Genomic DNA, 22,937 nt, shown 5'->3' on the forward strand with positions numbered 1-22,937 from the left:
CTCCGCGATCAGCCAGCAGCCCTCCGCGCCAGCGCGCCCAGGTGAACCGCGATGCCCACCAGCGGTCCGCACAGCAGCGCGATGACGGTCCGGGTCTCCAGCCCGACCGGTAGTAGCAGCAGCGCGACGGCCGCGACCGTGGCGATGATCCAGCCCAGCGCGTAGGCCCGGTGCAGGGCGGCCGCGACGGTCGCGGCGCCGGTCAGCGTGAGCATGGCGATGGCGACAGCGGCGGCGGTCAGCCAGGCCAGCAGAGGTCCGCCGGCTCGGTACTCGTCGCCGAATCCCACCCTCAGCAGCCACGGCCCCAGCAGTCCCGCCGCGGCCACACCCACGGCACCCAGCGCGGCCACGGCGGCGGCAGGGGCCAGCAATGCCCGCAGCCGCTTGTCGCGTTGGTCGACGAAGTGTGCGATCAGGTTGCCCTGCATCGCGGTGAGCGGAACCAGCAGCGGTGCGCGCGTCAGCGTCACGGCCAGGATCACCACACCGCCGGCCGCGCCAAGGTCACCCGAGGTGGCCTTGAGCAGCACCGGGAACCCCATCACCAGGATCGCGCTGGCGCCGGCCGCAGCGATCGAGTGGGCGGCCCCGCGCAGGAACGTCGCCGGGCTGCCCGCGGTCAGCAGTCCGGCGGCCATCCGCGCCGCCGGTGCGGCGATCAGCATGATCAGCCAGGCCGCGGCTCCGGCCACGGTGGCCCACAGGAATCCGGCCAGTCCCCAGCCGAGCACGAACGTCGCCGCGGCGACGGCGACCCGGGTGCCGGCGTCGGTGACCATCAGGGCCCCATACTCGGTCCACCGGTTCACTCCGGCGAGCATGCCGAGCAAGGTCGCGTGCAGGCAGAATCCGGCCAGCCCGACGCTGAGCAGCACCACGCTCAGCGCCCGGGACTCGGCGAATACGTGCGCGCTCCACAGCGGTGAACTGGCCGCGATCACCAGGGCCGCGACGATGCCGACCAGACCGGCGATCCGCATCGGATGGGTGGTGGGGCCCGCCGACGAGCGCTCGCGCGAGGAGCCGACCGGCACGCTGAGATCCCGATGTCGAGACGAGCGGACCTCGCGGGTGGCCTCTTGCAGTAGACCGTTGGCGGCTCCGGTCACCAGACCGAACGCACCCCAGAACACGCTGAAGATCGAGAAACCGGCCGGCTCGAGGTCGCGCGCGGCCAGGTACAGCACGGCGTAGCCGCACAGCGCGCTGATCGCCGTCGCCAGTCCGACGCGGGCGACGCTGCTGCGCGTTATGGGTCCAGTGGCGGGCGCGCCGCCGGCGTCGGTCACAGGTCAGGCAGCTCTTTCGAATACAGCCACGCCTGCCACAGCGGCTGCAGCGGCTCGTCGGTGTAGCCGGCCGCCAGCCCGGTGAAATCGTCGGTGAACGCCGTGCTGTGTCGGTAGCGGGCCGTCCAATCCCTCAGCAGCGCAAAGAAATTGCGGTCGCCGATCAGGGTGCGCAGCGCGTGCAGGGTGAGTGCGCCGCGTTTGTAGACCCGGTCGTCGAACATGTCCTCGGGCCCGGGGTCGGACAGCAGCAGGTCCTGGGGCTTGTCGCGCAGCCGTTCGTAGTAGTGCTCGGCCCACTCCGCGGCGGTGTGCCCGCCGCTGTGTTCGGACCACAGCCACTCGGCGTAGCAGGCGAACCCTTCATGCAGCCAGATGTCGCGCCAGCGTCGCGCCGTCACCGAGTTGCCGAACCACTGGTGGGCCAGTTCGTGGGCGATCAGTCGTTCGGCGCCGCGGTGCCCATCGCAATGGTTGGCCCCGAAGATCGAGATGCCCTGGGCCTCCAGCGGGATCTCGAGATCGTCCTCGGTGACCACCACGGTGTAACCGCTGGCCAGCGGATAGGGGCCGAACATCTTGATGAAGAGCTTCATCATCTGCGGCTGGTCTTGAAAGTCGTGCTCGAAATTGCGGCGCAAGCGGGCGGGCAGCACCGCGTGCATCGGTACCGGTGTCTTGGTCAGCCGGTGGCTTTCGTACTGGCCGATCTGCAGGGTGATCAGGTACGTCGATGTGGGTTCGGCCTGTTCGTAGGTCCACACGGTGTGCCCGGCGCGGGCTTTTCGGGAGATCAGCTCGCCGTTGGCCAGGGCGTAGTAGGGGCTGTCGGTGCTGATCTGGATCCGGTAGCTGGCCTTCGAGCTCGGATGGTCGTCGCACGGGAACCAGGAGGCCGCCCCGTTGGGTTGGCCGGCCACCAGGGCGCCGTTCGACAGTTCCTCGAAACCGACGTCACCCCAGAAGGATTCGATGGGTCGAGGGGTTCCGTTGTAGCGGATGACGACGGTCATCGCGGCGCCGGCCGGCAGCGGCGTGGGCAGCGTGATCGACAGCTTCCCGCCCGAACATCGGTACTGGGCCGGGCGCCGGCCGTTCACCGAAACCCGCGACACCGTAAGGGCATCGGACAGGTCGAGGGTGAAGTTGCGCACCGCGGCCAAGGTCACCGCGGTGATGGTGACGGTCCCGGCCAGCCGGTTGATCGCGACCTTGTATTCCAGGTCGAGTTCGTAGCGCGACACCCGGTACCCGAAGTTGCCGTTGCGCGGCAGATACGGGTCGATCACGGGTTGGGGTACCAACTTCTTTGCGGCTTTCTTCGATCGGGTCACGCGGCCGGGTCTTCTGTCTTCTTCGCAGTCTTGTCGGGGTTTTTCTCGGGGGCCTTGTCGCCCGCACGTTTCTTGCCGAACATGTTCCATGGTGCGATCGGGTTGCCCTGCCAGCGCGTCGACGGTGGCACCTCGTCGCCCCGCATCACCAGCGACCCCGGCCCGACGGTGGCGCCTGCGCCCAGGCGGGCCGCGGGCAACGCCACACAGTGCGGTCCCAGCGTCGAACCTTCTTCGAGCACAACGCTGTCCAACCGCATGATGCGATCGTGGAACAGGTGGGTCTGCACCACACAGCCGCGGTTGACGGTGGACGCCGTGCCCAGCGCCACCAGATCGGCTTCGGGCAGCCAGTAGGTTTCGCACCACACGCCGCGCCCGATCGAGGCGCCCAGGCCGCGCAGCCACAGGTTCATCACCGGCGTGCCGCTGGCGGCCCGGGCGAACCAGGGTGCGGCGACGGTTTCGACGAAGGTGTCCGACACCTCGTTGCGCCAGACGAACGACGACCACAACGGATGTTCGACCGCGCGAATCCGGCCGACCACCAACCACTTTGCGACCACGGCGATGGTCCCGGCCACCAGGCCGGCGGCCAGCAGGACCAGGCCCCCGGTGAGTGCCGCCCACAGGAAACCGAACCGGATCGTCACGGCCTGCATCGCACCCAGAACCGCGATGCCGATCGCGAAGGTGACGATCACCGGGATCAGCCGGCAGGTTTCCACCGCCGAGCGCATGATCTTGAGCCGGGTCGAGGGGTGGAACGTGCGCAGCGCATCGGCGGCGGTGGCGTTGCGGCGCAACCGGACCGGGGGACTGCCCAGCCACGAGGAGCCGGCCTTGGCCTTGTGAGGTGTGGCCGACAGCACGGCCACCAGTCCGTCATTGGGCACCTTGCGACCCGGCTGTGTGATACCTGAATTGCCGAGGAAGGCGCGCTTGCCGATCGTCGCCTTGGCGACGTGGATCCAGCCGCCGCCCAGCTCGTAGGAGGCCACCATGGTGTCGTCGGCGAGGAACGCGCCGTCCTGCACCTCGGTGAACTTCGGGGTGAACAGGGCGGTCGAGATCTCGGTGTCCTTACCGACTTTCGCGCCGAGCAGGCGCAGCCACCACGGCGTGAGCAGGCTGGCGTAGATCGGGAAGAGGTAGTTGCGGGCGGCGTCCATCAGGCGCTCTGTGGTCCACAGTTGCCAGCCCACGCGGCTGCGCACGGGGTGGTAACCCTCGGACAGTCGCACAGAGAGGATGCGCACCCCGATCACGGTCAGCGCGGCGTAGGTCAGCAGTGCCACCACGGCGGCGGCCGGCGTCCATGCCAGTGCGGGCAGCAGCGCGTCGGCCGGTGCGGAGGTGCCGTGTATGCCCCAGACGATCACCGCGAGGCCAGCGCCCAGGGCCAGCAGCGGCAGGCCGGCCAGCAGCAGCGAGGACACGCCGTACACCGCGACCCACAGCGGGGCGCGTCCCGGCCGGTGATCGGGCCACGGATGACGGGCCTTGCCCGATTTCACCGCGGGTGAGCCCTTCCAGAACTGCCCGTTCTTGACCTTGCCGGTCACCGCCGAGCCAGGCGCGACATCGGCGTTCTTACCGATGCTGGCCCCGGGCAACAGTGTGGTGCGCGCGCCGATCGTGGCGTCGTTGCCGATCGTCACGGGCCCGACGTGGAACAGGTCGCCGTCGATCCAGTGCCCGGTCAGGTCCACCTCGGGTTCGACCGAGGCGCGATGACCGATCTTGAGCATGCCGGTCACCGGCGGTGCCGAGTGCATGTCGACACCCTTGCCGACGGTGTTGCCCAGGGCGCGGGCGTAGTAGACCATCCACGGTGCCCCGGCCAGGTTCTCGGCGCCGCTGGCATCGGCCAGTCGCTCGGCGATCCAGACCCGTAGATGGACCGGGCCGCCGCGGCGATAGGTGCCGGGCTCAAGCCCGCCGAGGAGCATCCGGGCGAACAGCACCGCGATGCCCATGCGGCCCAGCGGCGAGACGAACAGCAGGAACCCGGCCAGCACCCACCACCAGCTGAGTGGATGGGCCCATGACACGACTCCGGTCACCGCAGCGACGTTGTTCAGCAGTGCCAGCCAGACCACCCACTGCATTCCGGTGAGGGTGGCCAACGGCAGCGACAGTGCGACCTGTGCGGCCTGGGTCAGCAGCGGGGTCGGCTTGACTTCGCGGGACTGGATCTCCGGCGGCGGCTTGAGCTCGTCGAGATAGCCGGCCAGTGAACCGAGCCGCGGGTGGTCGTAGAGGTCGGCGACGGTCACCAACGGGTAGCGCTGGCGTAATGCGGCCACCAATTGTGCGGCGGACAGTGAGCCGCCGCCCAGCGCGATGAAGTCGGCCTCCGGTCCTTCGACCGCCGTACCGAGCACGTCGCGCCACAATCCGGCCAGCCAGCCCATGGTGCCGTCGAGTTCGGGGGAGTCCTGGTCGGCACCGCCGGGTGGTGGCCAGGGCAGTGCGTTGCGGTCCACCTTGCCCGACGTGCGGGTCGGGAGTTCGTCGAGTAGCACCAGGCGGGGCACCAGCGCGGCCGGCAGAGACTCGGACAGCGCCGCCCGGGCCGCGGCCAGGTCGAAATCGGGATCGGTACTGGCGATGTAGCCGACCAACAGCGGGGTGCCGCTGGCGGTCTTGCGGACCGCGGCCGCGCCGCCGCTCACGCCGGGCAGGTGCACCAGCGCGTTGTCGACCTCACCCAGTTCGATGCGGCGGCCGCCGACCTTCACCTGATCGTCGGCGCGGCCCTGGAAGTACAGGCCGTCGTTCTCCAGACGGACCAGGTCGCCACTGCGGTAGGCCCGGTTCCAGCCCAGCGTCGGCATCGGGGCGTACTTTTCGGCGTCCTTGTCGGGATCGAGGTAGCGGGCCAGGCCGACGCCGCCGATCACGAGCTCGCCGACCTCACCGATCGCCACCGGCAAGCTGTCCTTGTCCACCACCGCCAGGTCCCAGCCCGCCAGGGGCAGGCCGATGCTGACCGGGCCCTGGCCGTCGAGCTGCGCGGCGCAGGCCACCACGGTCGCCTCGGTGGGGCCGTAGGTGTTCCACACCTCGCGGCCGTCGACCGCCAGGCGGGCGGCCAGCTCAGGTGGGCAGGCCTCGCCGCCGAAGATCAACAACCGGACGGCTTCCAGCGCCTCGGCCGGCCACAGCGCCGCCAGCGTCGGCACCGTGGACACCACGGTGATGTCGCGGCTGACCAGCCATGGGCCCAGATCCATGCCGCTGCGCACCAATGACCGCGGGGCGGGTACCAGGCAGGCGCCGTGGCGCCAGGCCAGCCACATCTCCTCGCACGACGCGTCGAAGGCGACGGACAGCCCGGCCAGTACCCGGTCGCCGGGGCCAATGGGGTTGTCTTGTAGGAACATTCGTGCTTCGGCATCGACGAATGCCGCGGCGCTGCGATGGGTGACGGCCACCCCTTTCGGGGTGCCGGTCGAGCCCGAGGTGAAGATGATCCAGGCGTCGTCGCGCCCGAGTGGCTCGGCGGCGCGCCAGCCGCGCGACGATCCCGGCCCGCGGACCAGCCCGGCCTCGGTGATCACCCCGACCACATTGGCCTCACCGAACACCAGCTCGGCCCGTTCGTCGGGGTCGTCGGCGTCCACCGGGACGTAGGCGGCGCCGCAGGCCAGCACCGACAGGATCGCCACGTACAGCGCATAGCTGCCCGAGGGCATCCGGATCCCGAGCTTGTCGCCGCGGCCGATACCGCGCGCCGCCAACCAGGCCACGCTGTCGACGACATCGGCGATCAGCTCGGAGTAGGTGAGTTGTACCGAGCCGTCGTCGAGGGCCGGTGCGTCGGGAAAACGCCTGGCGGTGTCGTTGAGGATGTCGACGAGTGTGCGTGGCTCGGGGGCCAGTGGGGATAGCACGTATTGCGGTGGAATCTCGTGTGCACTGGCGGCAGCTGTCACGAGTACAAACTACTAAGCCGGCGGCGACACGGCTCGCCGGTCGGTGCGGCGTGCCGGTTCGATTTCGATTCGTGGGGTCCGTCAGGCAGACTGGTCGGCGGAGGGGAGTATTCCTTCGCTGCGATGTCGTCATCACGTCGGTCGTCAAATGATCGATCGGTGTCGCGGGCCGGTGCGTGTAACCGGTGGAAGAGACCTCCGGCGTTTTGACGACCGGAGGATTCTTGATGCAGGTAACCCAGCTGGAATGGATCATCACCCTGGCGGTGACGATCGCCGTTCTGCTGTTCGACGTAGTCGTGATCGGGCGACGCCCCCACGAACCCACCACGCGGGAGACCGCGACATACCTGTCGATCTACATCGGTATGGCGGTCGCGTTCGGTGTGTGGGTCTGGTACTTCCACGGCAACCAGTTCGGGCTGGAGTTCTTCGCCGGGTGGCTCACCGAATACAGCCTGTCGGTCGACAACCTGTTCATCTTCTTGATCATCATGGCCAGCTTCAAGGTGCCGAGGATCTACCAGCAGCAGGCACTGCTGGTCGGCATCATCCTGGCGCTGATCTTCCGCGGCATCTTCATCGCGCTCGGCGCAGTCGCGATCAACGAGTTCTCCTGGGTGTTCTACATCTTCGGTGCGTTCCTGGTGTACACCGCGATCAACCTGGTCCGGGACACCAACCACGACGACGACGGCGACAACGGTGTGGTGCGGTTCGCCCGCAAGCACCTGCGCACCACCGACAAGTGGGATGGCTTGAAGCTGTGGGTGCACGAGAACGGGAAGCGGCTGATGACGCCGATGTTCCTGGTCATCGTCGCTCTGGGCACCACCGACCTGCTGTTCGCGCTGGACTCGATCCCGGCGATCTACGGGCTGACCCAGGAGCCCTACCTGGTGTTCACCGCCAACGTGTTCGCCCTGATGGGTCTGCGCCAGCTGTACTTCCTGCTCGGTGACCTGCTCAAGCGGCTCGTCTACCTGTCGCAGGGGTTGGCGTTCATCCTGGCCTTCATCGGCGTGAAGCTGGTGCTGCACGCGCTGCACGAGAACGAGTTGCCGTTCATCAACGGCGGCGAGCCGGTGCACGTCCCGGAGATCCCGACCCTGGCGAGTCTCGGTGTGATCATCGTGACGCTGGCCATCACCACGGTTGCGAGTCTGTACAAGACCCGGGTGCGAGACGCGCGGTAGTCCCTTGGATTCGGCCTGAACGTAACTCTGTGCAGGTGCGATATTTGCACTTAGCGTGGCCGGGGTGCGGATATTCGTGGCGGATGCCGAGGCGTGGACCGAACTGACCGACGGTGGGGCGCCGACGGCGCGGATCTCCGCGCCCGACCTGGCCAAGGCGCGCCGGATCCGGTCCGGCCTCAAGTCCGAGAACGACGATGTCTCGGTGATCCTCGATGTCACCGTCGCGGTGGCCGGTGATTACCGCTCGGCGCGCTGCAGCCTGACCGTGGCCGGTCCCGAGGCACAGGTGCGCTACATCGGGACGGTTGACGGCCTGGCCGGCCTGATCGCCGACATAGAGGCGGCCGAGGTGGCCGACGGGGTCACCCTGATCCCGGCCGCGCCTGATCAGGATCCGCGGGTGTTGGGCGACGACGTGCTGCGCCGGCTGGAGCTGCGCTCACAGGCGCGAGCCTCCTGATCTCGAGCCCGCAGTCAGTCGACTGTTGGGGAATTGACGCGTACGTCTAGGTATTCTCAACAACGTCGTCACTAATGCAGAGGTCAGCGCGACCGGGTGGCCTCAGTGAGTGAAGGACGTGACCCCATGCGCGCGGAGCAGACCTACCCCTCAGCCACACTTGCCGGTCCCGCTCCAGGGCGGCGATTGTCGCTGTTACTGGTCGAGGACGACCGGGGCGATGCGCTATTGGTCGAAGAGCAGATCGCCGACGTGGCCGGCACCGCCGACATCGACCTGGCTTGGGTGCAGTCCATGTCGGCTGCCGAGCGGTCATTGATCGAGTCCCACCCCGACTGTGTTCTGCTCGACCTGAATCTTCCCGACGCCGACGGCATCGATGCACTGCACCGGTTGGGCAAGCTTGATCCGGCGGTCCCGATCATCGTGCTCACCGGACTGAACGACGAGCACTTCGGTGTCTCGGCGGTCGCTTCGGGCGCGCAGGACTATCTCGTGAAAGGCCGCGTCGACCCGGAGATGCTGCGGCGAGCAGTGATGTACTCCATCGAGCGCAAACGCGCCGAGTTGACCGCGGTGGACCTGCACGCGAGCCGACTGCGGGAACGGGAGAACGCGCGCCTGGAGCGTGGCCTGCTGCCGTCACCACTGCTGTTGGAAGAACCGGGCGTCGAGGTCGTCACGCACTCGCTGCCGAGCCGCCGCGACGCCTTGCTGGGCGGTGATTTCTACGACATCGTCCAAACACCGGACCGGACGGTGCACGTGATGATGGGCGATGTGGCGGGACATGGACCGGATGAGGCCGCATTGGGGGTGGCTCTGCGCATCGGTTGGCGTGCACTGACATTCGCGGGCCTACGGGGCAACGAGCGGATGCGTCAACTGGACCGCATACTCACCACCGAGCGTCCAGGTCCCGGGATCTTCGCAACATTGCTCAGCGTGGCGCTCGATCCCGACAGCGGAGAGTACGACGTGGTGCGTGCCGGCCACCCCGGCCTGCTCGCACATGGTATCGACGCCGTGCAGTGGATCGAACCGGAGGCGGGTTCGGCGCTGGGTCTCGGCGCCAAGGAGTGGCCCGTCAACCGACTGGCACTGCCAGAACAGCATGGTCTGCTACTGCTCACCGACGGATTGTTCGAGGGACACGCCGGCCCCGGCGGAGCACGTCTGGGTGAAGAAGGACTACTCGAACTGGCCAATTCGCTTGCGGCGCTGCCCGGTCGCGACTTCGTCGGCGCACTGGTCGCCGAGGTCGAATCCCGCGCACGCCCGCACGGCGGTCTCAGCGATGACATCGCGATGATCAGAGTGGAGCGTTCGTCGGTATGAAGCTCACGGTGCAAGGTTGGCAGAACCTGCTGGTGTCGGTGATGTGTGTGATCGTCCTGACCGGTGCGATCGCAGGCATCGCGCTGGTGGCCCGAACCGACGCCGTATCGCGAGAGCTCATCGACAACATTCAGCCCGCCCGGGTGGCGGCGTATCAACTGCAGGCTGCCCTGCGGGACCAGGAGACGGCTGTGCGTGGATACGCGATTGCCGCGGATCCACGATTCCTTGAGCCGTACGGAGATGGGCAGGACGCGGAATCGGCTGCGGCAGCGGATATCCGCGGTTATCTGGCCGGCCACGACGGCCTGCTGGCCGATCTCGAATCGATCGAGACTGCGGCGGCGGCGTGGCGGGCCAACTATGCAGAGCCGCTCATCGCCGGCGTCGAGGTGGGTCGGCCCGCAGTTGTCGACCCCCGCGCCGCAGATGGCGGCAGGACTGCATTCGACGGACTGCGCGAACTCTTCGACGTGCAGAACGCCAACCTCAGTCAGGCCAGGCAGTCCAGCGTCGACGAGCTGGGCCACGTCCGGGCCTGGCGCAACGGCGTGGTGATCGCGATGATCGCGGCGTTCTTCACCATGGCGGTGTTGTTGACGGTGCTGGTGCGCAGTGCGGTCACGCGACCACTTGCGGCGCTGGCAGCCTCGTGCCGCCGGATCACCGAGGGCAACTTCGCGCAACGCATCGTCCCGCAGGGCCCCAAGGACATTCGGGCGATCGCCGCAGATGTCGAGGACATGCGACAGCGGGTCGTCGAAGAACTCGACGCGTCGCAATCCGCCAAGGACGCCCTCGATCAGCAGGCAGAGGAACTGCGCCGGTCCAATGCCGAACTGGAGCAGTTCGCGTACGTGGCATCGCATGATCTCCAGGAGCCGTTGCGCAAGGTCGCTTCGTTCTGTCAGCTGCTGGAGAAGCGCTACGGCGACAAACTGGACGAGCGGGGGACCGAGTACATCGGCTTCGCCGTCGACGGAGCCAAGCGCATGCAGGTACTGATCAACGATCTGCTGACGTTCTCGCGGGTGGGCCGGCTCAACGCCACCCATGCCGAGGTGAGCCTCGACGACGCACTCGACAGCGCGCTGAAGAACCTGGCCACCTCCGTCGGGGAGTCTGGTGCCGAGATCGAGCGGCCGGACGAGCCGTTGCCGCAGATAGACGGTGATCCCACACTCATGACCATGCTGTGGCAGAACCTGATCGGCAACGCGGTGAAGTTCCGTCGCGAGGGGGTTGTGCCCCGGATCGTCATCGACTGCCGGCCGGGTACCGGTGAACTGGCCGAGAACTGGGTATTCAGCGTTTCGGACAACGGGATCGGCATCGGCGAGGAGTTCGTGGACAAGGTGTTCGTCATATTTCAACGCCTGCACGGACGCGACGCCTTCAGCGGCACCGGCATCGGGCTCGCGTTGTGCAAGAAGATCGTCGAGCACCACGGCGGATCCATCTGGATCGACACGTCGTACTCGCCCGGGACCCGGTTCATGTTCACCCTGCCCGTCACGCCCACGACCGTGCCCGACGTCGTGCCGGAAGCCCAGTTGGAAGGAAGTCCCAAGTGACCTCATCGGTCAACCGAGCCATTGACATCCTGTTGGTCGAAGACGATCCCGGTGACGAGCTCATCACTCGGGAAGCCTTCGAGCACAACAAGATCAAGAACAACCTGCACGTTGCCCGCGACGGCGAGGAAGGCCTGGACTTCTTGTATCGGCGCGGCGCCTTCGAAGGTGCGCCGCGCCCGGATCTGATCCTTCTCGATCTGAACCTGCCGAAATACGACGGACGGCAGTTGCTGGAGAAGATCAAGTCGGACGTCGAGCTGTGCCACATCCCGATCGTGGTGCTGACCACCTCGTCAGCCGAGGAGGACATCCTGCGCAGCTACAAGCTGCACGCCAACGCCTACGTCACCAAGCCTGTCGACCTGGACCAGTTCATGAGTGCGGTCCGTCAGATCGACGAGTTCTTCGTTCAGGTGGTGCGGTTGCCGCAGTTCTGACCGATCTGATCCCACTGCAGGCGAACTTCGGTGCCTGCGTGGTTCGAGTCGATGACCGCGCGGTCGGTGAGCGCGCGCATCAGCGGGATTCCCCGTCCGCGGGCCGGGTTCTTGTGATCGGTTTCGCCGATCCGCCACACGCCGTCGTCGCTGACGGTGACGGTGAGCACCGCCGCATCCTCGTCGTAGTCGGCGCTCACGTGCATCAACCCGGGCACCGGGGCATCGACGTAGGCGAACTCCGCGGCGTTGGCCAACGCCTCGTTGACGGCCAGCACCACATCGCTGGCTCTGGTGGGGTCGAGGGTGAGATGCGTGCTCAGCCAACTGGAGAACTCACGGCGTATCTGCGCCGCATCTTCCGGTGCGGCTCTGACATGCTTCGTGAACTGAGCTGACTGGCCTGCGTCTGTCATGTCGACCTGCTGGCTACCCCCGTGTGGCCGGTGTTATGCCTTTACTGCGGCCAGTGCTTCGTCGAGCGTCGCGAACAGATCGACGACCTCGGCGATCCCGACCAGCTTGAGCGGCCGGCTGGTGGCAGGCCCATCGGCAACCACGGCGAACCGGGTCGCGTCACCCAACTGTTCGCGTGCGGCCACCAGTACGCCCATGCCGGCCGAGGCCAAGAATTCCACGGCGCTCAGATCAACGACGACGGCCGAAGGTGAGCTCTTGGCGGCAGAGTTGATCGCTTCCTCGAGCTTGGGTGCGGTGAGCATGTCGACCGTTCCGGCCACTGCCACCACACTGACCTCACCGACGCGGCGCTCTTCCACCGAGCACGCTGCCGGGTCCGGTTGGCTGGTCATCCGGTTACCTCCGACGTATCTGTGGCATCCATGGCGACGACATCCAAGGAGGCGTCGACAAATACTAGCGGTGTCGTTGGGCCCCTCAAGCCAGGGCCTCGTAGAACAGGGTGAGATAGCGCGCGGTACGCGGCGATCCTTCGACGCCCGCACCCATCCTGTTCATCACATAGGCGAACGTGGCGCGGTGATCAGGATTGCAGGTCTCCCACGAACCGCCCCAGCCGCCCCAGAAGCAGATCTTGCCGTCCGGGACATAGGGCACGGTCTGCGTCTGCGGCAGGCCGAAGCCGAGGCCCCAGCGCAGCGGGTGGCCGAGCAGCACCAGGTCAGGGCTGTCAATGTGAGGCTCGAAGATCGATTCGACGGTCTCAGGGCGCAGCATCTTGACGCCGTTCACCGTGCCGCCCAATGAGACTGTCGAGAGAATCCTGGCCAACGACCGCGCATTGCCGTGACCGTTGACGGCACCGATGTCGGCGGCGCGCCACTCGGCGGTGTTGGCGATCGCCGGTGACGGCGCGCCCATCAATGTCTTGATCGCGGTTTCGGACAGTTGGTCCAACGGCAGGTCCATCGGTTCGTCGGACGGGATGATCTCAGCGATGCGGTAGGCGTCCTCGGGGCGGGCACCGATCTGGAAGTCGGCGGCCAGTGGGCCCGCGATCTCGTCGCGGACGAACTCTTTGAGCGACTTACCGGTGACCCGGCGCAGCACCTCACCGATGAGGTGGCCATGCGTCAGCGCGTGGTAGCCCGATGCGGTACCCGGCTCCCACCACGGCGCCTGGGCCGCCAATGCCGCCGTCGATTTCTCCCAGTCGTAGATGTCCTCGATAGCGAACGGCTGTTCCCAACCTGACAGTCCCGAGCTGTGAGTCAACAGATGGCGAAACTCGATGTCCTGCTTACCGTTTGCCGCGAACTCCGGCCAGTACTCGGCCACCCGTGCGTCGGCGGCGATCAGGTCGCGGTCGATGAGCATGAGCCCGGCCAGTGCCGTCACCGTCTTGGTGGATGACCAGACGTTGACGATGGTGTCCTCGGTCCAGGGCTTGGTCCGCGCGGCGTCGGCGGATCCGCCCCACATGTCGACGACGAGTTCACCGTCGATGTCGACCGCGATCGCGGCACCGGTTTCCTCCCCGCTGGCGAGCGCTTCGGACAGCGCGTCGCGGATCGAAGAGAAGCGGGCATCGCAGTGGCCATGTACGAGGTCGTCCATCGCGACATCATCGCCGGGCCATCCCCGCCACGGGTGCGTTTCACCGAACGGGAGTGACGAGCTCGCCCGACTGCAGGAACTTGTCCAGATTGGCCAGGACCAGTGCCTCCATGGCCGCCCGGGTTTCGACCGTGCCACTGCCGACATGGGGCAGCAGCACCACGTTGTCCAGTTTCGTCAACGCGTCGGGGACGTTCGGCTCGTCGGCGAACACGTCCAGGCCCGCGCCGGCCAGCCGGCCATGGGTCAGTGCCTCGACGAGGGCGTCCTGATCGACGACGGAGCCGCGGGCGATGTTGATCAGATAGCCGTCTGCTCCGAGCGCGTCGAGCACCTCTCGATTCACGAGGTGACGGGTGCCGGAGCCGCCGGCCGTGGCGACCACGAGCACCCTGACCCGGCGGGCCAGCTCGACCAGAGAATCGACGTAGGCGTACGGGCTGTCGGAGATCTGCCTGCGGTTGTGATAGCTGATCGCACAGCCGAATGCGCTGAGCCGGGTGGCGATGGCGCCACCGATCCGGCCCAGTCCCAGGATGCCGACCGAGGACCCTGAAACATGCTGTGTCAGTGGATAATTGCCTTCCGCTGACCAGCGGCCCGCCCGCAGGTAACGGTCGGCGGCCGAGAACTGCCGCATGGTGTCGATGAGCAGGCCCACCGCGGTGTCTGCCACGCAGTCGTCGAGCACGTCAGGGGTGTTGCTCACGCCGATACCCCGGGCCGTGGCGGCGTCCACGTCGATGTTGTCGTAGCCGACCCCGAAGTTCACCACGGCCTTCAGGTTCGGCAGTGCCGCCATCAGGTCCGGGTCCACCCGGGTGACGCCGGAGACGACGATCGCGGTGACCTCGGCCGCGTGTTCGGCCAGAAATGCCTCGCGTTGGTCACTATTGGGCAGGGCGTACGCCCGGTAGTCGGTGCGGAGAGTTTCCGCGAGTGAGGGCTTCAGTGGGCCGATCTGCAGGACGTGGTTCGCAGAAGGGGGCATGGCTGTCCTCGTTCGGTGCAGGTCTGGCAGTGAAATCGGCTCTGCTGCACCACGCTACGTCAGAGGTCGGGGTGAGGCCCGTTACCAGTTGTAGTAGCCGCCCTCAGGGCCGAGCATGCGTTCCAGCCGGGCCCGGTTGATGCGGGCCAACTCGTTGCGGACCACCTTGCGTTCGGTGTCGCGGTCATTGTGCAGCCGGTCGACGATCCCGGTCATGGCCCGGCGCGCGCAGCAGTCCTCGACGAACATGACGAACCCGAACCCGAACCGCTCGGCATAGTGCAGGACCTCGTCGTTGAGCTGTGCCATCACCGCGGGATCGTCGTCCCACACCGAGCACTGCTCGCACACCGATTTCGGGCTGCGCGGACGTCTGCCGATGTGGGGATAGGCCTGCAGTACGCGGTCGATGGAATCCTCGCCGAGGCTGAACAGCAGGGCGTCGGCCTGCCGGAACAGCGCGGCATGGTCGGCGAACGGACGCCCGCCGGCCAGATCGGTCGCGAGCACCACGCTGTAGCAGCACTCGTACACGGCGTGCACCGCACGGCGGGTTGGCAATGCGTTGTACGCGTCAAGCCCCAGGCCCTGATGCATCAACACCTGGTCAAGCATGAAAGGCGCAGAGCACAGGGGCGTTACCCCGTGTTACAAGGAGGCTAACTCTCGGGAGATCAGGAGATCAGTGACCTTCGGTCTTGAACCGCTCGACCGAACGCTGCAACTCGGCCTCGGCCTCTTCGCGGCCCACCCAGTCGGCGGTCTTGACGAACTTGCCCGGCTCCAGGTCCTTGTAGTGCACGAAGAAGTGCTTGATCGCGTCGAGTTCGAACTGCGGCACGTCGCCGAGGTCCTGGATGTGGTCCCAGCGCGGGTCTCCGGCGGGCACGCACAGCAACTTGTCGTCGCCGCCGGCCTCGTCGGTCATCTTGAACATCGCGACCGGGCGGGCCTCGACGGTGCAGCCGGGGAACACCGACTCGGGCAGCAGCACCAGCGCATCCAGCGGATCGCCGTCCTCGCCGAGGGTGTCTTCGAAGAACCCGTAGTCGGCGGGGTAGCCGAATGCGGTGTAGAGGTAGCGGTCGAGCTTGACCCGGCCGGTTTCGTGGTCAACCTCGTACTTGTTGCGCGAACCCTTCGGGATCTCGATGACGACGTCGAACTTCACCGTCGCGGCTCCTTCGCATCTGCGGTCAGTCTTGGGTCGTCGGGCGACGACGCGGGTCAACCCTAATCGAGCGATAGTCTGGCCTAAACGGGTGGCTCGTCCCCACCACCGGCAGAGCAGGAGAAATATGCGGCCCACTCGGTGGCGGCAGTCCACCCATGTGGCGGTTGGCGTCGTGGTCTTGATGCTGGTCGCCGGTGTCGTCGCGCTTGCTGCCGTGCTCACCGGGCACCGTTCCAGTGATGCCGCGGCGGCCACACCTGCGCCTCCGCCCGCGACGGCGAGCCCGGGGATCGTCCCGGTGGACATGTCGGCGCCGAGCCCGACCGTGAGCGGTCTGGCCGCCGCGCTGGCCCCGGCTCTGGCCAATCCCGATCTCGGTCTGGTGACCGGCCGGATCACCGACGCCGAGACCGGCGCCGAATTGTGGGAGCAGAATTCCGGGGTGCCGATGCAGCCGGCGTCGGTCAACAAGGTGCTGACCACAGCCGCGGCGCTGCTCACGCTGGACCGTAACGCCCGGCTGGCCACCACGGTCCTGGCCGTCGACTCGCAGCCCGGTCTGGTGGTGCTCAAGGGCGGCGGGGATACCACGCTCTCGGCGGCGCCGGACGACACCGATACCTGGTACAAGGGTGCGGCCCGCATCAGCGACCTCGCCGAGCAGGTGCGCGGCAGCGGGATCACGGTCACCGCGGTGCGGGTGGACACCAGCGACTACAGCGGCCCGACCATGGCACCGGGATGGGATCCCGCCGACATCGAGGGCGGTGACATCGCACCGATGGAGCCGGTGATGCTCGACGGCGGGCGCATCCAGCCGACGACGGTGGAATCCAGGCGGTCGACCACACCGGCGCTCGACGCCGGGCGGGCCCTGGCCACCGCTCTGCGGGTGGACCCCGCGACGGTGACGGTGTTGCCCGCGGAGGTCTCGGGTGGCAGGCAGATCGCCGCGGTGCAGTCCGCGCCCCTGATCGAGCGCCTGCGCCAGATGATGAACGAGTCCGACAATGTGATGGCCGAGTCGATCGCCCGTGAGGTCGCCGCCCAACTGCACCGGCCGCAGAGTTTCGACGGCGGTGTCGACGCGGTGACGAGCCAACTCGAAGGCGTCGGCATCGACATGTCGGCCGCCAAACTGGTCGATTCCAGCGGCCTGTCGACCGATGACCGGCTGACCGCCCGGATCCTCGACGAGGTGGTCAACCTCGCGGCAGGCAACACCGAACCGGCCATGCGGCCGCTGGTGGATCTGCTGCCCATCGCCGGGGGCAGCGGCACGCTGTCCAACCGCTACCTCGACACCGATGCCGGGCGTGACGCCGCGGGCTGGCTGCGGGCCAAGACCGGATCGCTGACCGGGACCAACGCGCTGGCCGGCATCGTCACCGACGACAACGGCCGGGTGCTGACCTTCGCGCTGATCTCCAACAACGCCGGGCCCACCGGACGCACCGCGATCGACGAGCTGGCCGCGGTGCTGCGGTCGTGCGGATGTGGCACGTGAGCGACCGGGTCCCCGTGACCGCGGGCCGCGCGGTCGACTGGGACTTCGCCGCGACGGTCGGGGCGAAGCTGGCCCGGCCGGCCCCGGCATCCACGGACTACACCCGCAACCAGGTGATCGAGCAGCTCTCGGAGAGTTCGAAGGCCGCCGAGCTGCCGGTGCGCGAGGTGACGGGTCTGATCGAGGGCGCAGAGGTGCCCGAGGCCCGGGTGGTGGACCGTCCCGAGTGGATCCGGGCGGCCACCCGTTCGATGCGGGTGATGACCACCGGGATCCAGCCGGGCGACGAAACTGACGACCACAAGCCGGGATTCATCACCGGACGGGTGACCGGGGCGCAGACCGGCGCCGTGCTGGCGTTCATCTCGACGGGCATTCTCGGCCAGTACGATCCGTTCGGCCCCGATGGTGGCGAGCTGCTGCTGGTGTATCCCAACGTCATCGCGGTGGAACGCCAATTGCGGGTACCCCCAGCCGATTTCCGGTTGTGGGTGTGCCTGCACGAAGTCACCCACCGGGTGCAGTTCCGGGCCAATCCCTGGCTGGCCGACCACATGTCACAGGCCCTGGCGGTGCTGACCCAGGATGCCGGCGAGGACGTCACCGAGATGGTGGGACGGCTCGCGGAGTTCGTCCGGAACCAGCGCAATGGTCAAGCGCCGGACCCGAACTCGACCGGTGTGCTGGGCCTCATGCGTGCCGTGCAAGCCGAGCCTCAGCGCCGGGCACTGGATCAGCTGCTGGTGCTGGGCACGCTGCTGGAGGGGCACGCCGATCACGTGATGGATGCCGTCGGCCCGGCGGTGGTGCCCACGGTCTCGACCATTCGGCGTCGCTTCGATGAACGCAGGCAACGCAAACAGCCCCCGCTGCAGCGTCTCGTGCGCGCGCTTTTGGGCTTCGACGCCAAGATCAGCCAGTACACGCGGGGTAAGGCGTTCGTCGACCATGTGGTCACGACGGTCGGGATGGCGCGGTTCAACACCATCTGGTCGAGCCCCGACACCCTGCCGCTGCCCGACGAGATCGACGAACCGCAGCGATGGATCGATCGGGTGCTGTAGCCGCACTGCGGCGGGCGGTGTCGGCCGCCGGCGAGCTGATCGACGGCGCGAGCTGGTGTGTGGCCCTGTCCGGAGGCTCGGATTCCCTGGCGTTGACCGCGGTTGCCGCAGAGTTGCGGCCCACCACTGCGCTGATCGTCGACCACCGGTTGCAGGCCGGATCGGATGTTGTCGCCGACACCGCCCGCCGGCAGGCGCTGAAACTGGGCTGTGTTGGGGCGCAGGTGCTTTCGGTCGACGTCGGCCGCGTCGGCGGCCCGGAGGCAGCTGCCCGTCAGGCGCGCTATGCGGCCCTGGAGGTGGCGCGCGACAACGTACCGGTGCTGCTCGGACACACCCTCGACGACCAGGCCGAGACGGTGCTGCTCGGGCTCGGCCGCGGATCGGGACCGCGCTCGATCGCCGGCATGCGCCCGCACGACCCGCCGTGGCACCGGCCACTGCTGGGGGTGCGGCGGGAACTGACCCGTGCGGCATGCGACGAACTCGGCCTCACCCCGTGGCAGGACCCGCACAATGCCGACCGGCGGTTCACCCGGGTGCGGTTGCGGCACGAGGTGCTGCCGCTGCTGGAGGACGTGCTCGGCGGCGGGGTGGCCGAGGCCCTGGCCCGCACCGCCACGGCGCTGCGGGAGGACACCGAGACGCTCGACGCCCTGGCCGGTGACGCGCTGGCGGCGGCGCGCACGGAGGCCGGCGGTCTGGACACGGCCCGGTTGTCGGCGTTGCCCGACGCGCTGCGGCGCCGGGTGATCCGGGCCTGGTTGCTGGCCGGTGACGCATGTGATCTGACCGACACCCAGATCCGCGCGGTGGACCGACTGGTGACGGCCTGGCGTGGGCAGGGCGGGGTGGCCGTCGGTTCCGGGCTGCGCAAACAGCGGTTGTTCGCGGCGCGGCGGGCCGGCGTGCTGGTGATGCACACCAAACCCGTCTAGCGATCCGCGTTGGAATGCGGCCCCTTCACGTGGCACGCTGTTGCAGTGGCTGTCGACTCTGCCGAGCTGTATGCGGGAGACATCAAATCGGTGCTGTTGTCCGAGGAGCAGATCCGGACGCGCACCGTCGAACTCGCCGAGATGATCGCCGAGCAATACCGCGACAATTTGGGCAACGACGACCTGCTGTTGGTCACGGTGCTCAAGGGCGCGGTCATGTTCGTCACCGATCTGGCCCGGACCATCCCGCTGCCGACGCAGCTGGAGTTCATGGCGGTGAGCTCATACGGCTCGTCGACCTCGTCCTCGGGCGTCGTCCGGATTCTCAAGGATCTCGACCGCGACATCAACGACCGCGATGTGCTGATCGTCGAGGACATCATCGACTCGGGTCTGACCCTGTCCTGGTTGCTCCGCAACCTCGCCACCCGTCACCCGCGCTCGCTGCGAGTGTGCACGCTGCTCCGCAAGCCCGAGGCCGTCAAGGCCGAACTCGACGTCGCCTACGTGGGCTTCGACATCCCCAACGAGTTCGTCGTCGGCTACGGACTGGACTTCGCCGAGCGCTACCGCGACCTGCCCTACATCGGCACTCTCGAACCGAAGGTGTACGAAACGCCGTAAGCCGGAGGCTTACAAAAAGCGGAAGTCCGGCGCACAATTCGGGGCATGGCTGATACCAGCACAGCCCTGCGGATCTGCCCCTTCTGCGAGGCCACCTGTGGCCTGACGCTCACGATCTCCGACGGCCGGGTGACCGGTGCCCGCGGCGACCGCGACGACGTCTTCAGCGCGGGATTCATCTGCCCGAAAGGCGCCAGTTTCGGCGAACTCGACAACGACCCGGACCGGTTGACACACCCGCTGGTCCGCCGTGACGGCGTCCTGACCCCGGCCACCTGGGACGTGGCCTACGCCGTCATCACCGAGCGCCTCGGCGCGGTGATCGCCGAGCACGGCGGCGCCTCTGTCGGGGTGTACCTCGGCAACCCGAACGCACACACCGTCGCCGGCAGCCTGTATGCGCCGCTGATCATCAAGGGCCTCGGCACCCGGCAGGTGTTCAGCGCCAGCACGCTGGATCAGATGCCCAAGCACGTCGCACTCGGTCTGATGTTCGGCAGCCCGGTCGCGTTCACCGTGCCCGATCTCGACCGCACCGACTACCTCGTGATCATCGGCGCGAATCCGATGGTGTCCAACGGCAGCCTGGCCACCGCGGCCGATTTCCCCGGCAAGCTGCGGGCGCTGCGCAAGCGCGGCGGCAAGCTCGTCGTCATCGACCCCGCCCGTACCCAGACGGCCAAACTCGCCGACCGGCACCTCGCCCCGCGGCCCGGGACCGACGCGGCGCTCCTGTTCGCGATCGTGCACGTGCTGTTCGAGGAGGATCGCGTCGATCTCGGTCGGCTCGCCGAGCACGTCACCGGTGTCGAGGAGGTCCGCACGCTGGCCGACGAGTTCTCGCCCGAGGCCGTGGAAGCGGCCTGCGGCGTGGACGCCGAGGAGATCCGGGACCTGGCCCGCGAACTCGCGGCAGCGCCGACCGCCGCCGTCTACGGTCGCATCGGCACGTCGACGGTCGAGTTCGGGACGATCGGCAGCTGGCTCGTCGACGTCATCAACGTCCTCACCGGGAACCTCGACCGCCCCGGCGGCGCGATGTTCGCGCTCGGGGCGGCGGCCCCGGCGCCGCGGCCACCGAAACCGGGCCGCGGTTTCCGTACCGGACGGTGGGCCAGCCGGGTCTCGGGGTATCCGGAAGTGCTCTCCGAACTGCCGGCCGCCGCACTCGCCGAGGAGATCGACACCGCGGGCGAGGGCCAGATCAAGGCGATGATCACCATCGCAGGCAACCCGGTGCTGTCCGCGCCGGACGGCGACCGCCTCGACAAGGCCCTCGACACCGTTGACTTCATGCTGAGCGTCGACCCCTACCTCAACGAGACCACGCGCCACGCCGACGTGATCCTGCCGCCGCCTCCGCCGTCGCAGAGCGCCCACTTCGACGTCGCGCTGAACAATCTCGCGGTACGCAACAACGTGCGGTACTCGTCGCCGGCGCTGCCGCTCGACGGCCGGCCGGACGAGCCCGAGATCCTGTCCCGGCTCGCCCTCATCCTCTACGGCATCGGCGCCGACGGTGATCCCGCCCTCGTCGACGCACAGGTGATCACGACGACGCTGGCCAAGGAGGTCGCCAACCCCGATTCACCCGTGGCGGGGCGCGACGTCGCCGAACTCACCGCCATGCTGTACGACGGGCCCGGCTACGAACGGCGCCTGGACATGATGCTGCGGGTCGGGCCCTACGGCGACGCCTTCGGCGCCCAGCCCGACGGGCTCACCATGGAGCGGTTGAAGGCCAACCCACACGGCATCGACCTGGGACCGCTGCAGCCGCGGATCCCCGAGATTCTCCGAACCCCAAGTGGGCGGATCGAACTCGCGCCCGAACCGATCGTCACCGACGTGGCACGCCTGCGCGACGCGCTCGGCCGCTCGGCCGGTGGCTTCCTGTTGATCGGCCGGCGCCACCTGCGGTCCAACAACAGCTGGATGCACAACCTCCCGGCGCTGTCCGGAGGCTCCAACCGATGCACCCTGCAGATCCACCCCGACGACGCGGCTGATCTGGGCCTCACCGACATCGCGGTGATCAAGGGGCCGGGCGGCGAGCTGCTGGCCCCGATCGAGGTGGACGACGGCATGCGGCGCGGCGTGGTCTCGCTGCCGCACGGCTGGGGTCATGACCGCAGTGGCACCGGCCAGCGGCTCGCGGCCAGCCATCCCGGGGCCAACGTGAATCAGCTCAACGACGGCACCCATCTCGACCCACTGTCGGGCACCGCGGTGCTCAACGGGATTCCGGTCGACATCGCGCCGGCGGGCGGAGCCTGAGCGGGAAACTAGGTCAGCTCCCAGATCACCGTCACCGAGAAGTCCACCGTCTGCTGACCGGGTTCGAGTGGGACGGCCTGCATCGCGGCGCGCGGCATCGGAGTGGGCGAGGGCGGCGTCGAGCCACCCGACTGCTCGGAAATCGAGATCACCTTGCCCAGGTGCAGTCCGGACAACCCGGCGTACTGCTCGGCCCGGTTCTTGGCGTCGTCGAAGGCCCGGACGCGGGCGTCGCGGACCAGGTCCGAGTCGTCCTCGATCGAGTAGTTCACCGAGTTGATGCGGGTGGCGTCGCCTCCGGTGCTCGCGATCAAAGCCAAGGTCTGCGAAGCCTTGGCGGTGTCGCGGATCTTGACCTTGATCGAGTTGCTGGCGCGGTAACCCGTGATCGTGCTGTCCGTGAATTGCGGTTGCACGCTGACCTGGGTGGTGCTGATGTCCTTGCGGTCGATACCCGATCCGACCAGGGCGTCGATCACGGCCTGCTGCCGTTGGCTGGACTGGTTGAGCGCCCCCGACACATCCGGGGCGGTGAACTCCATCGCCACATCGGCGGTCAGGGTGTCCGGTACGCCTTGGACCTGGCCGGATCCGACGACGGTCACCTGGCGGGCCCCGTCCGGCGCGCCCGCGGTGGGACCCGAGGTTGTATCGCACGCGCTGGCGCTGACGGCGATCAATCCCGCCGCGGCAACGCCGAGGACCCGTAATTTCGCATTCCCGGCGATCGGCATGACCGAACCCTAC

The 22,937-nt window shown here is 67.9% G+C and carries 20 protein-coding genes; 10 read left to right on the top strand and 10 right to left on the bottom strand.

Annotation, left to right across the window (positions count from 1 at the left end; genetic code table 11):
• Positions 1–8: 8 nt before the first annotated feature.
• The 3 genes from AB0876_RS00155 to AB0876_RS00165 are packed head-to-tail and all read right to left on the bottom strand — an operon-like array spanning position 9 to position 6,567.
• Entirely contained in the window at positions 9–1,292 is a 1,284-nt protein-coding gene (locus AB0876_RS00155) for an MATE family efflux transporter (protein ID WP_491837596.1), read from the bottom strand.
• Positions 1,289–2,626 carry a M1 family metallopeptidase gene (locus tag AB0876_RS00160; protein WP_526040861.1) on the bottom strand — a complete coding sequence of 446 codons (1,338 nt, stop codon included), beginning with the start codon at positions 2,624–2,626 and terminating at the stop codon, positions 1,289–1,291. Before AB0876_RS00160 ends, AB0876_RS00155 begins: the two co-directional genes overlap by 4 nt.
• The gene (locus AB0876_RS00165; protein ID WP_526040862.1) at positions 2,623–6,567 is read right to left on the bottom strand and encodes a Pls/PosA family non-ribosomal peptide synthetase; all 3,945 of its coding nucleotides are present in this window, start codon (positions 6,565–6,567) and stop codon (positions 2,623–2,625) included. The genes AB0876_RS00160 and AB0876_RS00165 overlap by 4 nt, the downstream gene beginning before the upstream one ends.
• A 227-nt stretch (positions 6,568–6,794) precedes the next feature.
• Between AB0876_RS00165 and AB0876_RS00170 the strand changes: the two genes are divergently transcribed.
• The 5 genes from AB0876_RS00170 to AB0876_RS00190 all read left to right on the top strand — a co-directional run bounded on the left by AB0876_RS00170 (position 6,795) and on the right by AB0876_RS00190 (position 11,578).
• Positions 6,795–7,763: a TerC family protein gene (locus AB0876_RS00170; RefSeq protein WP_135360391.1), complete on the top strand. Its 969-nt coding sequence runs from the start codon at positions 6,795–6,797 to the stop codon at positions 7,761–7,763.
• Positions 7,764–7,818: 55 nt separating this feature from the next.
• On the top strand, positions 7,819–8,226 hold the full coding sequence (locus AB0876_RS00175; RefSeq protein WP_526040863.1) for a hypothetical protein: 408 nt from the start codon (positions 7,819–7,821) through the stop codon (positions 8,224–8,226).
• A 126-nt stretch (positions 8,227–8,352) separates the two neighbouring features.
• Positions 8,353–9,564 (top strand): PP2C family protein-serine/threonine phosphatase, encoded by a 1,212-nt coding sequence (locus AB0876_RS00180; protein WP_526041440.1) that lies wholly within the window; start codon positions 8,353–8,355, stop codon positions 9,562–9,564.
• A complete protein-coding gene (locus AB0876_RS00185; RefSeq protein ID WP_526040864.1) occupies positions 9,561–11,138 on the top strand; it encodes a sensor histidine kinase in 1,578 nt (525 codons plus the stop codon). Before AB0876_RS00180 ends, AB0876_RS00185 begins: the two co-directional genes overlap by 4 nt.
• Positions 11,135–11,578 carry a response regulator gene (locus AB0876_RS00190; protein ID WP_036442566.1) on the top strand — a complete coding sequence of 148 codons (444 nt, stop codon included), beginning with the start codon at positions 11,135–11,137 and terminating at the stop codon, positions 11,576–11,578. Before AB0876_RS00185 ends, AB0876_RS00190 begins: the two co-directional genes overlap by 4 nt.
• Here AB0876_RS00190 and AB0876_RS00195 read toward each other — a convergent pair.
• From AB0876_RS00195 to AB0876_RS00220, 6 genes are all read right to left on the bottom strand, one after another.
• On the bottom strand, positions 11,551–11,994 hold the full coding sequence (locus tag AB0876_RS00195) for an ATP-binding protein (protein ID WP_491837602.1): 444 nt from the start codon (positions 11,992–11,994) through the stop codon (positions 11,551–11,553). The genes AB0876_RS00190 and AB0876_RS00195 overlap by 28 nt on opposite strands.
• Positions 11,995–12,027: 33 nt before the next feature.
• Entirely contained in the window at positions 12,028–12,390 is a 363-nt protein-coding gene (locus AB0876_RS00200) for an STAS domain-containing protein (protein ID WP_526040865.1), read from the bottom strand.
• A gap of 85 nt (positions 12,391–12,475) precedes the next feature.
• Positions 12,476–13,615 (bottom strand): serine hydrolase domain-containing protein, encoded by a 1,140-nt coding sequence (locus AB0876_RS00205; protein ID WP_526040866.1) that lies wholly within the window; start codon positions 13,613–13,615, stop codon positions 12,476–12,478.
• A gap of 40 nt (positions 13,616–13,655) precedes the next feature.
• A complete protein-coding gene (locus AB0876_RS00210; RefSeq protein WP_491837605.1) occupies positions 13,656–14,606 on the bottom strand; it encodes a 2-hydroxyacid dehydrogenase in 951 nt (316 codons plus the stop codon).
• An 81-nt stretch (positions 14,607–14,687) separates the two neighbouring features.
• Positions 14,688–15,203, bottom strand: a complete 516-nt coding sequence (locus tag AB0876_RS00215) for a 2-oxo-4-hydroxy-4-carboxy-5-ureidoimidazoline decarboxylase (RefSeq protein WP_526041441.1) — start codon at positions 15,201–15,203, stop codon at positions 14,688–14,690.
• 85 nt (positions 15,204–15,288) lie between these two features.
• Positions 15,289–15,777 (bottom strand): inorganic diphosphatase, encoded by a 489-nt coding sequence (locus AB0876_RS00220; RefSeq protein ID WP_064883966.1) that lies wholly within the window; start codon positions 15,775–15,777, stop codon positions 15,289–15,291.
• 127 nt (positions 15,778–15,904) lie between these two features.
• Between AB0876_RS00220 and dacB the strand changes: the two genes are divergently transcribed.
• Genes dacB through AB0876_RS00245 form a run of 5 tightly spaced genes read left to right on the top strand, consistent with a single transcriptional unit; the run spans position 15,905 to position 22,190 of the window.
• Positions 15,905–17,287 carry a D-alanyl-D-alanine carboxypeptidase/D-alanyl-D-alanine endopeptidase gene (gene dacB, locus AB0876_RS00225; protein ID WP_491837606.1) on the top strand — a complete coding sequence of 461 codons (1,383 nt, stop codon included), beginning with the start codon at positions 15,905–15,907 and terminating at the stop codon, positions 17,285–17,287.
• Positions 17,275–18,351: an Rv3626c family coenzyme F420 biosynthesis-associated protein gene (locus tag AB0876_RS00230; protein WP_526040867.1), complete on the top strand. Its 1,077-nt coding sequence runs from the start codon at positions 17,275–17,277 to the stop codon at positions 18,349–18,351. The genes dacB and AB0876_RS00230 overlap by 13 nt, the downstream gene beginning before the upstream one ends.
• On the top strand, positions 18,330–19,289 hold the full coding sequence (gene tilS / locus AB0876_RS00235) for a tRNA lysidine(34) synthetase TilS (RefSeq protein ID WP_526040868.1): 960 nt from the start codon (positions 18,330–18,332) through the stop codon (positions 19,287–19,289). Before AB0876_RS00230 ends, tilS begins: the two co-directional genes overlap by 22 nt.
• Before the next feature lie 45 nt (positions 19,290–19,334).
• Positions 19,335–19,913 carry a hypoxanthine phosphoribosyltransferase gene (gene hpt / locus AB0876_RS00240; protein WP_526040869.1) on the top strand — a complete coding sequence of 193 codons (579 nt, stop codon included), beginning with the start codon at positions 19,335–19,337 and terminating at the stop codon, positions 19,911–19,913.
• Positions 19,914–19,958: 45 nt separating this feature from the next.
• A complete protein-coding gene (locus AB0876_RS00245; RefSeq protein ID WP_526040870.1) occupies positions 19,959–22,190 on the top strand; it encodes a molybdopterin-dependent oxidoreductase in 2,232 nt (743 codons plus the stop codon).
• Positions 22,191–22,198: 8 nt separating this feature from the next.
• Here AB0876_RS00245 and AB0876_RS00250 read toward each other — a convergent pair whose 3' ends face one another.
• Positions 22,199–22,924 carry an SIMPL domain-containing protein gene (locus AB0876_RS00250; protein WP_526040871.1) on the bottom strand — a complete coding sequence of 242 codons (726 nt, stop codon included), beginning with the start codon at positions 22,922–22,924 and terminating at the stop codon, positions 22,199–22,201.
• Between the last annotated feature and the right edge of the window lie 13 nt (positions 22,925–22,937).

This window comes from Mycobacterium sp. NPDC049093 (assembly GCF_040704635.1).
Taxonomy (GTDB): domain Bacteria; phylum Actinomycetota; class Actinomycetes; order Mycobacteriales; family Mycobacteriaceae; genus Mycobacterium.

Excerpts from the sequence above, each read along its gene's own strand:
- AB0876_RS00170 (WP_135360391.1), top strand. The coding sequence starts at position 6,795 with ATGCAGGTAACCCAGCTGGAATGGATCATCACCCTGGCGGTGACGATC.
- AB0876_RS00180 (WP_526041440.1), top strand. The coding sequence starts at position 8,353 with ATGCGCGCGGAGCAGACCTACCCCTCAGCCACACTTGCCGGTCCCGCT.
- AB0876_RS00185 (WP_526040864.1), top strand. The coding sequence starts at position 9,561 with ATGAAGCTCACGGTGCAAGGTTGGCAGAACCTGCTGGTGTCGGTGATG.
- AB0876_RS00195 (WP_491837602.1), bottom strand. The coding sequence starts at position 11,994 with ATGACAGACGCAGGCCAGTCAGCTCAGTTCACGAAGCATGTCAGAGCC.
- AB0876_RS00200 (WP_526040865.1), bottom strand. The coding sequence starts at position 12,390 with ATGACCAGCCAACCGGACCCGGCAGCGTGCTCGGTGGAAGAGCGCCGC.
- AB0876_RS00205 (WP_526040866.1), bottom strand. The coding sequence starts at position 13,615 with ATGGACGACCTCGTACATGGCCACTGCGATGCCCGCTTCTCTTCGATC.
- AB0876_RS00210 (WP_491837605.1), bottom strand. The coding sequence starts at position 14,606 with ATGCCCCCTTCTGCGAACCACGTCCTGCAGATCGGCCCACTGAAGCCC.
- AB0876_RS00215 (WP_526041441.1), bottom strand. The coding sequence starts at position 15,203 with ATGCATCAGGGCCTGGGGCTTGACGCGTACAACGCATTGCCAACCCGC.
- dacB (WP_491837606.1), top strand. The coding sequence starts at position 15,905 with ATGCGGCCCACTCGGTGGCGGCAGTCCACCCATGTGGCGGTTGGCGTC.
- AB0876_RS00230 (WP_526040867.1), top strand. The coding sequence starts at position 17,275 with ATGTGGCACGTGAGCGACCGGGTCCCCGTGACCGCGGGCCGCGCGGTC.
- tilS (WP_526040868.1), top strand. The coding sequence starts at position 18,330 with ATGGATCGATCGGGTGCTGTAGCCGCACTGCGGCGGGCGGTGTCGGCC.
- AB0876_RS00245 (WP_526040870.1), top strand. The coding sequence starts at position 19,959 with ATGGCTGATACCAGCACAGCCCTGCGGATCTGCCCCTTCTGCGAGGCC.
- AB0876_RS00250 (WP_526040871.1), bottom strand. The coding sequence starts at position 22,924 with ATGCCGATCGCCGGGAATGCGAAATTACGGGTCCTCGGCGTTGCCGCG.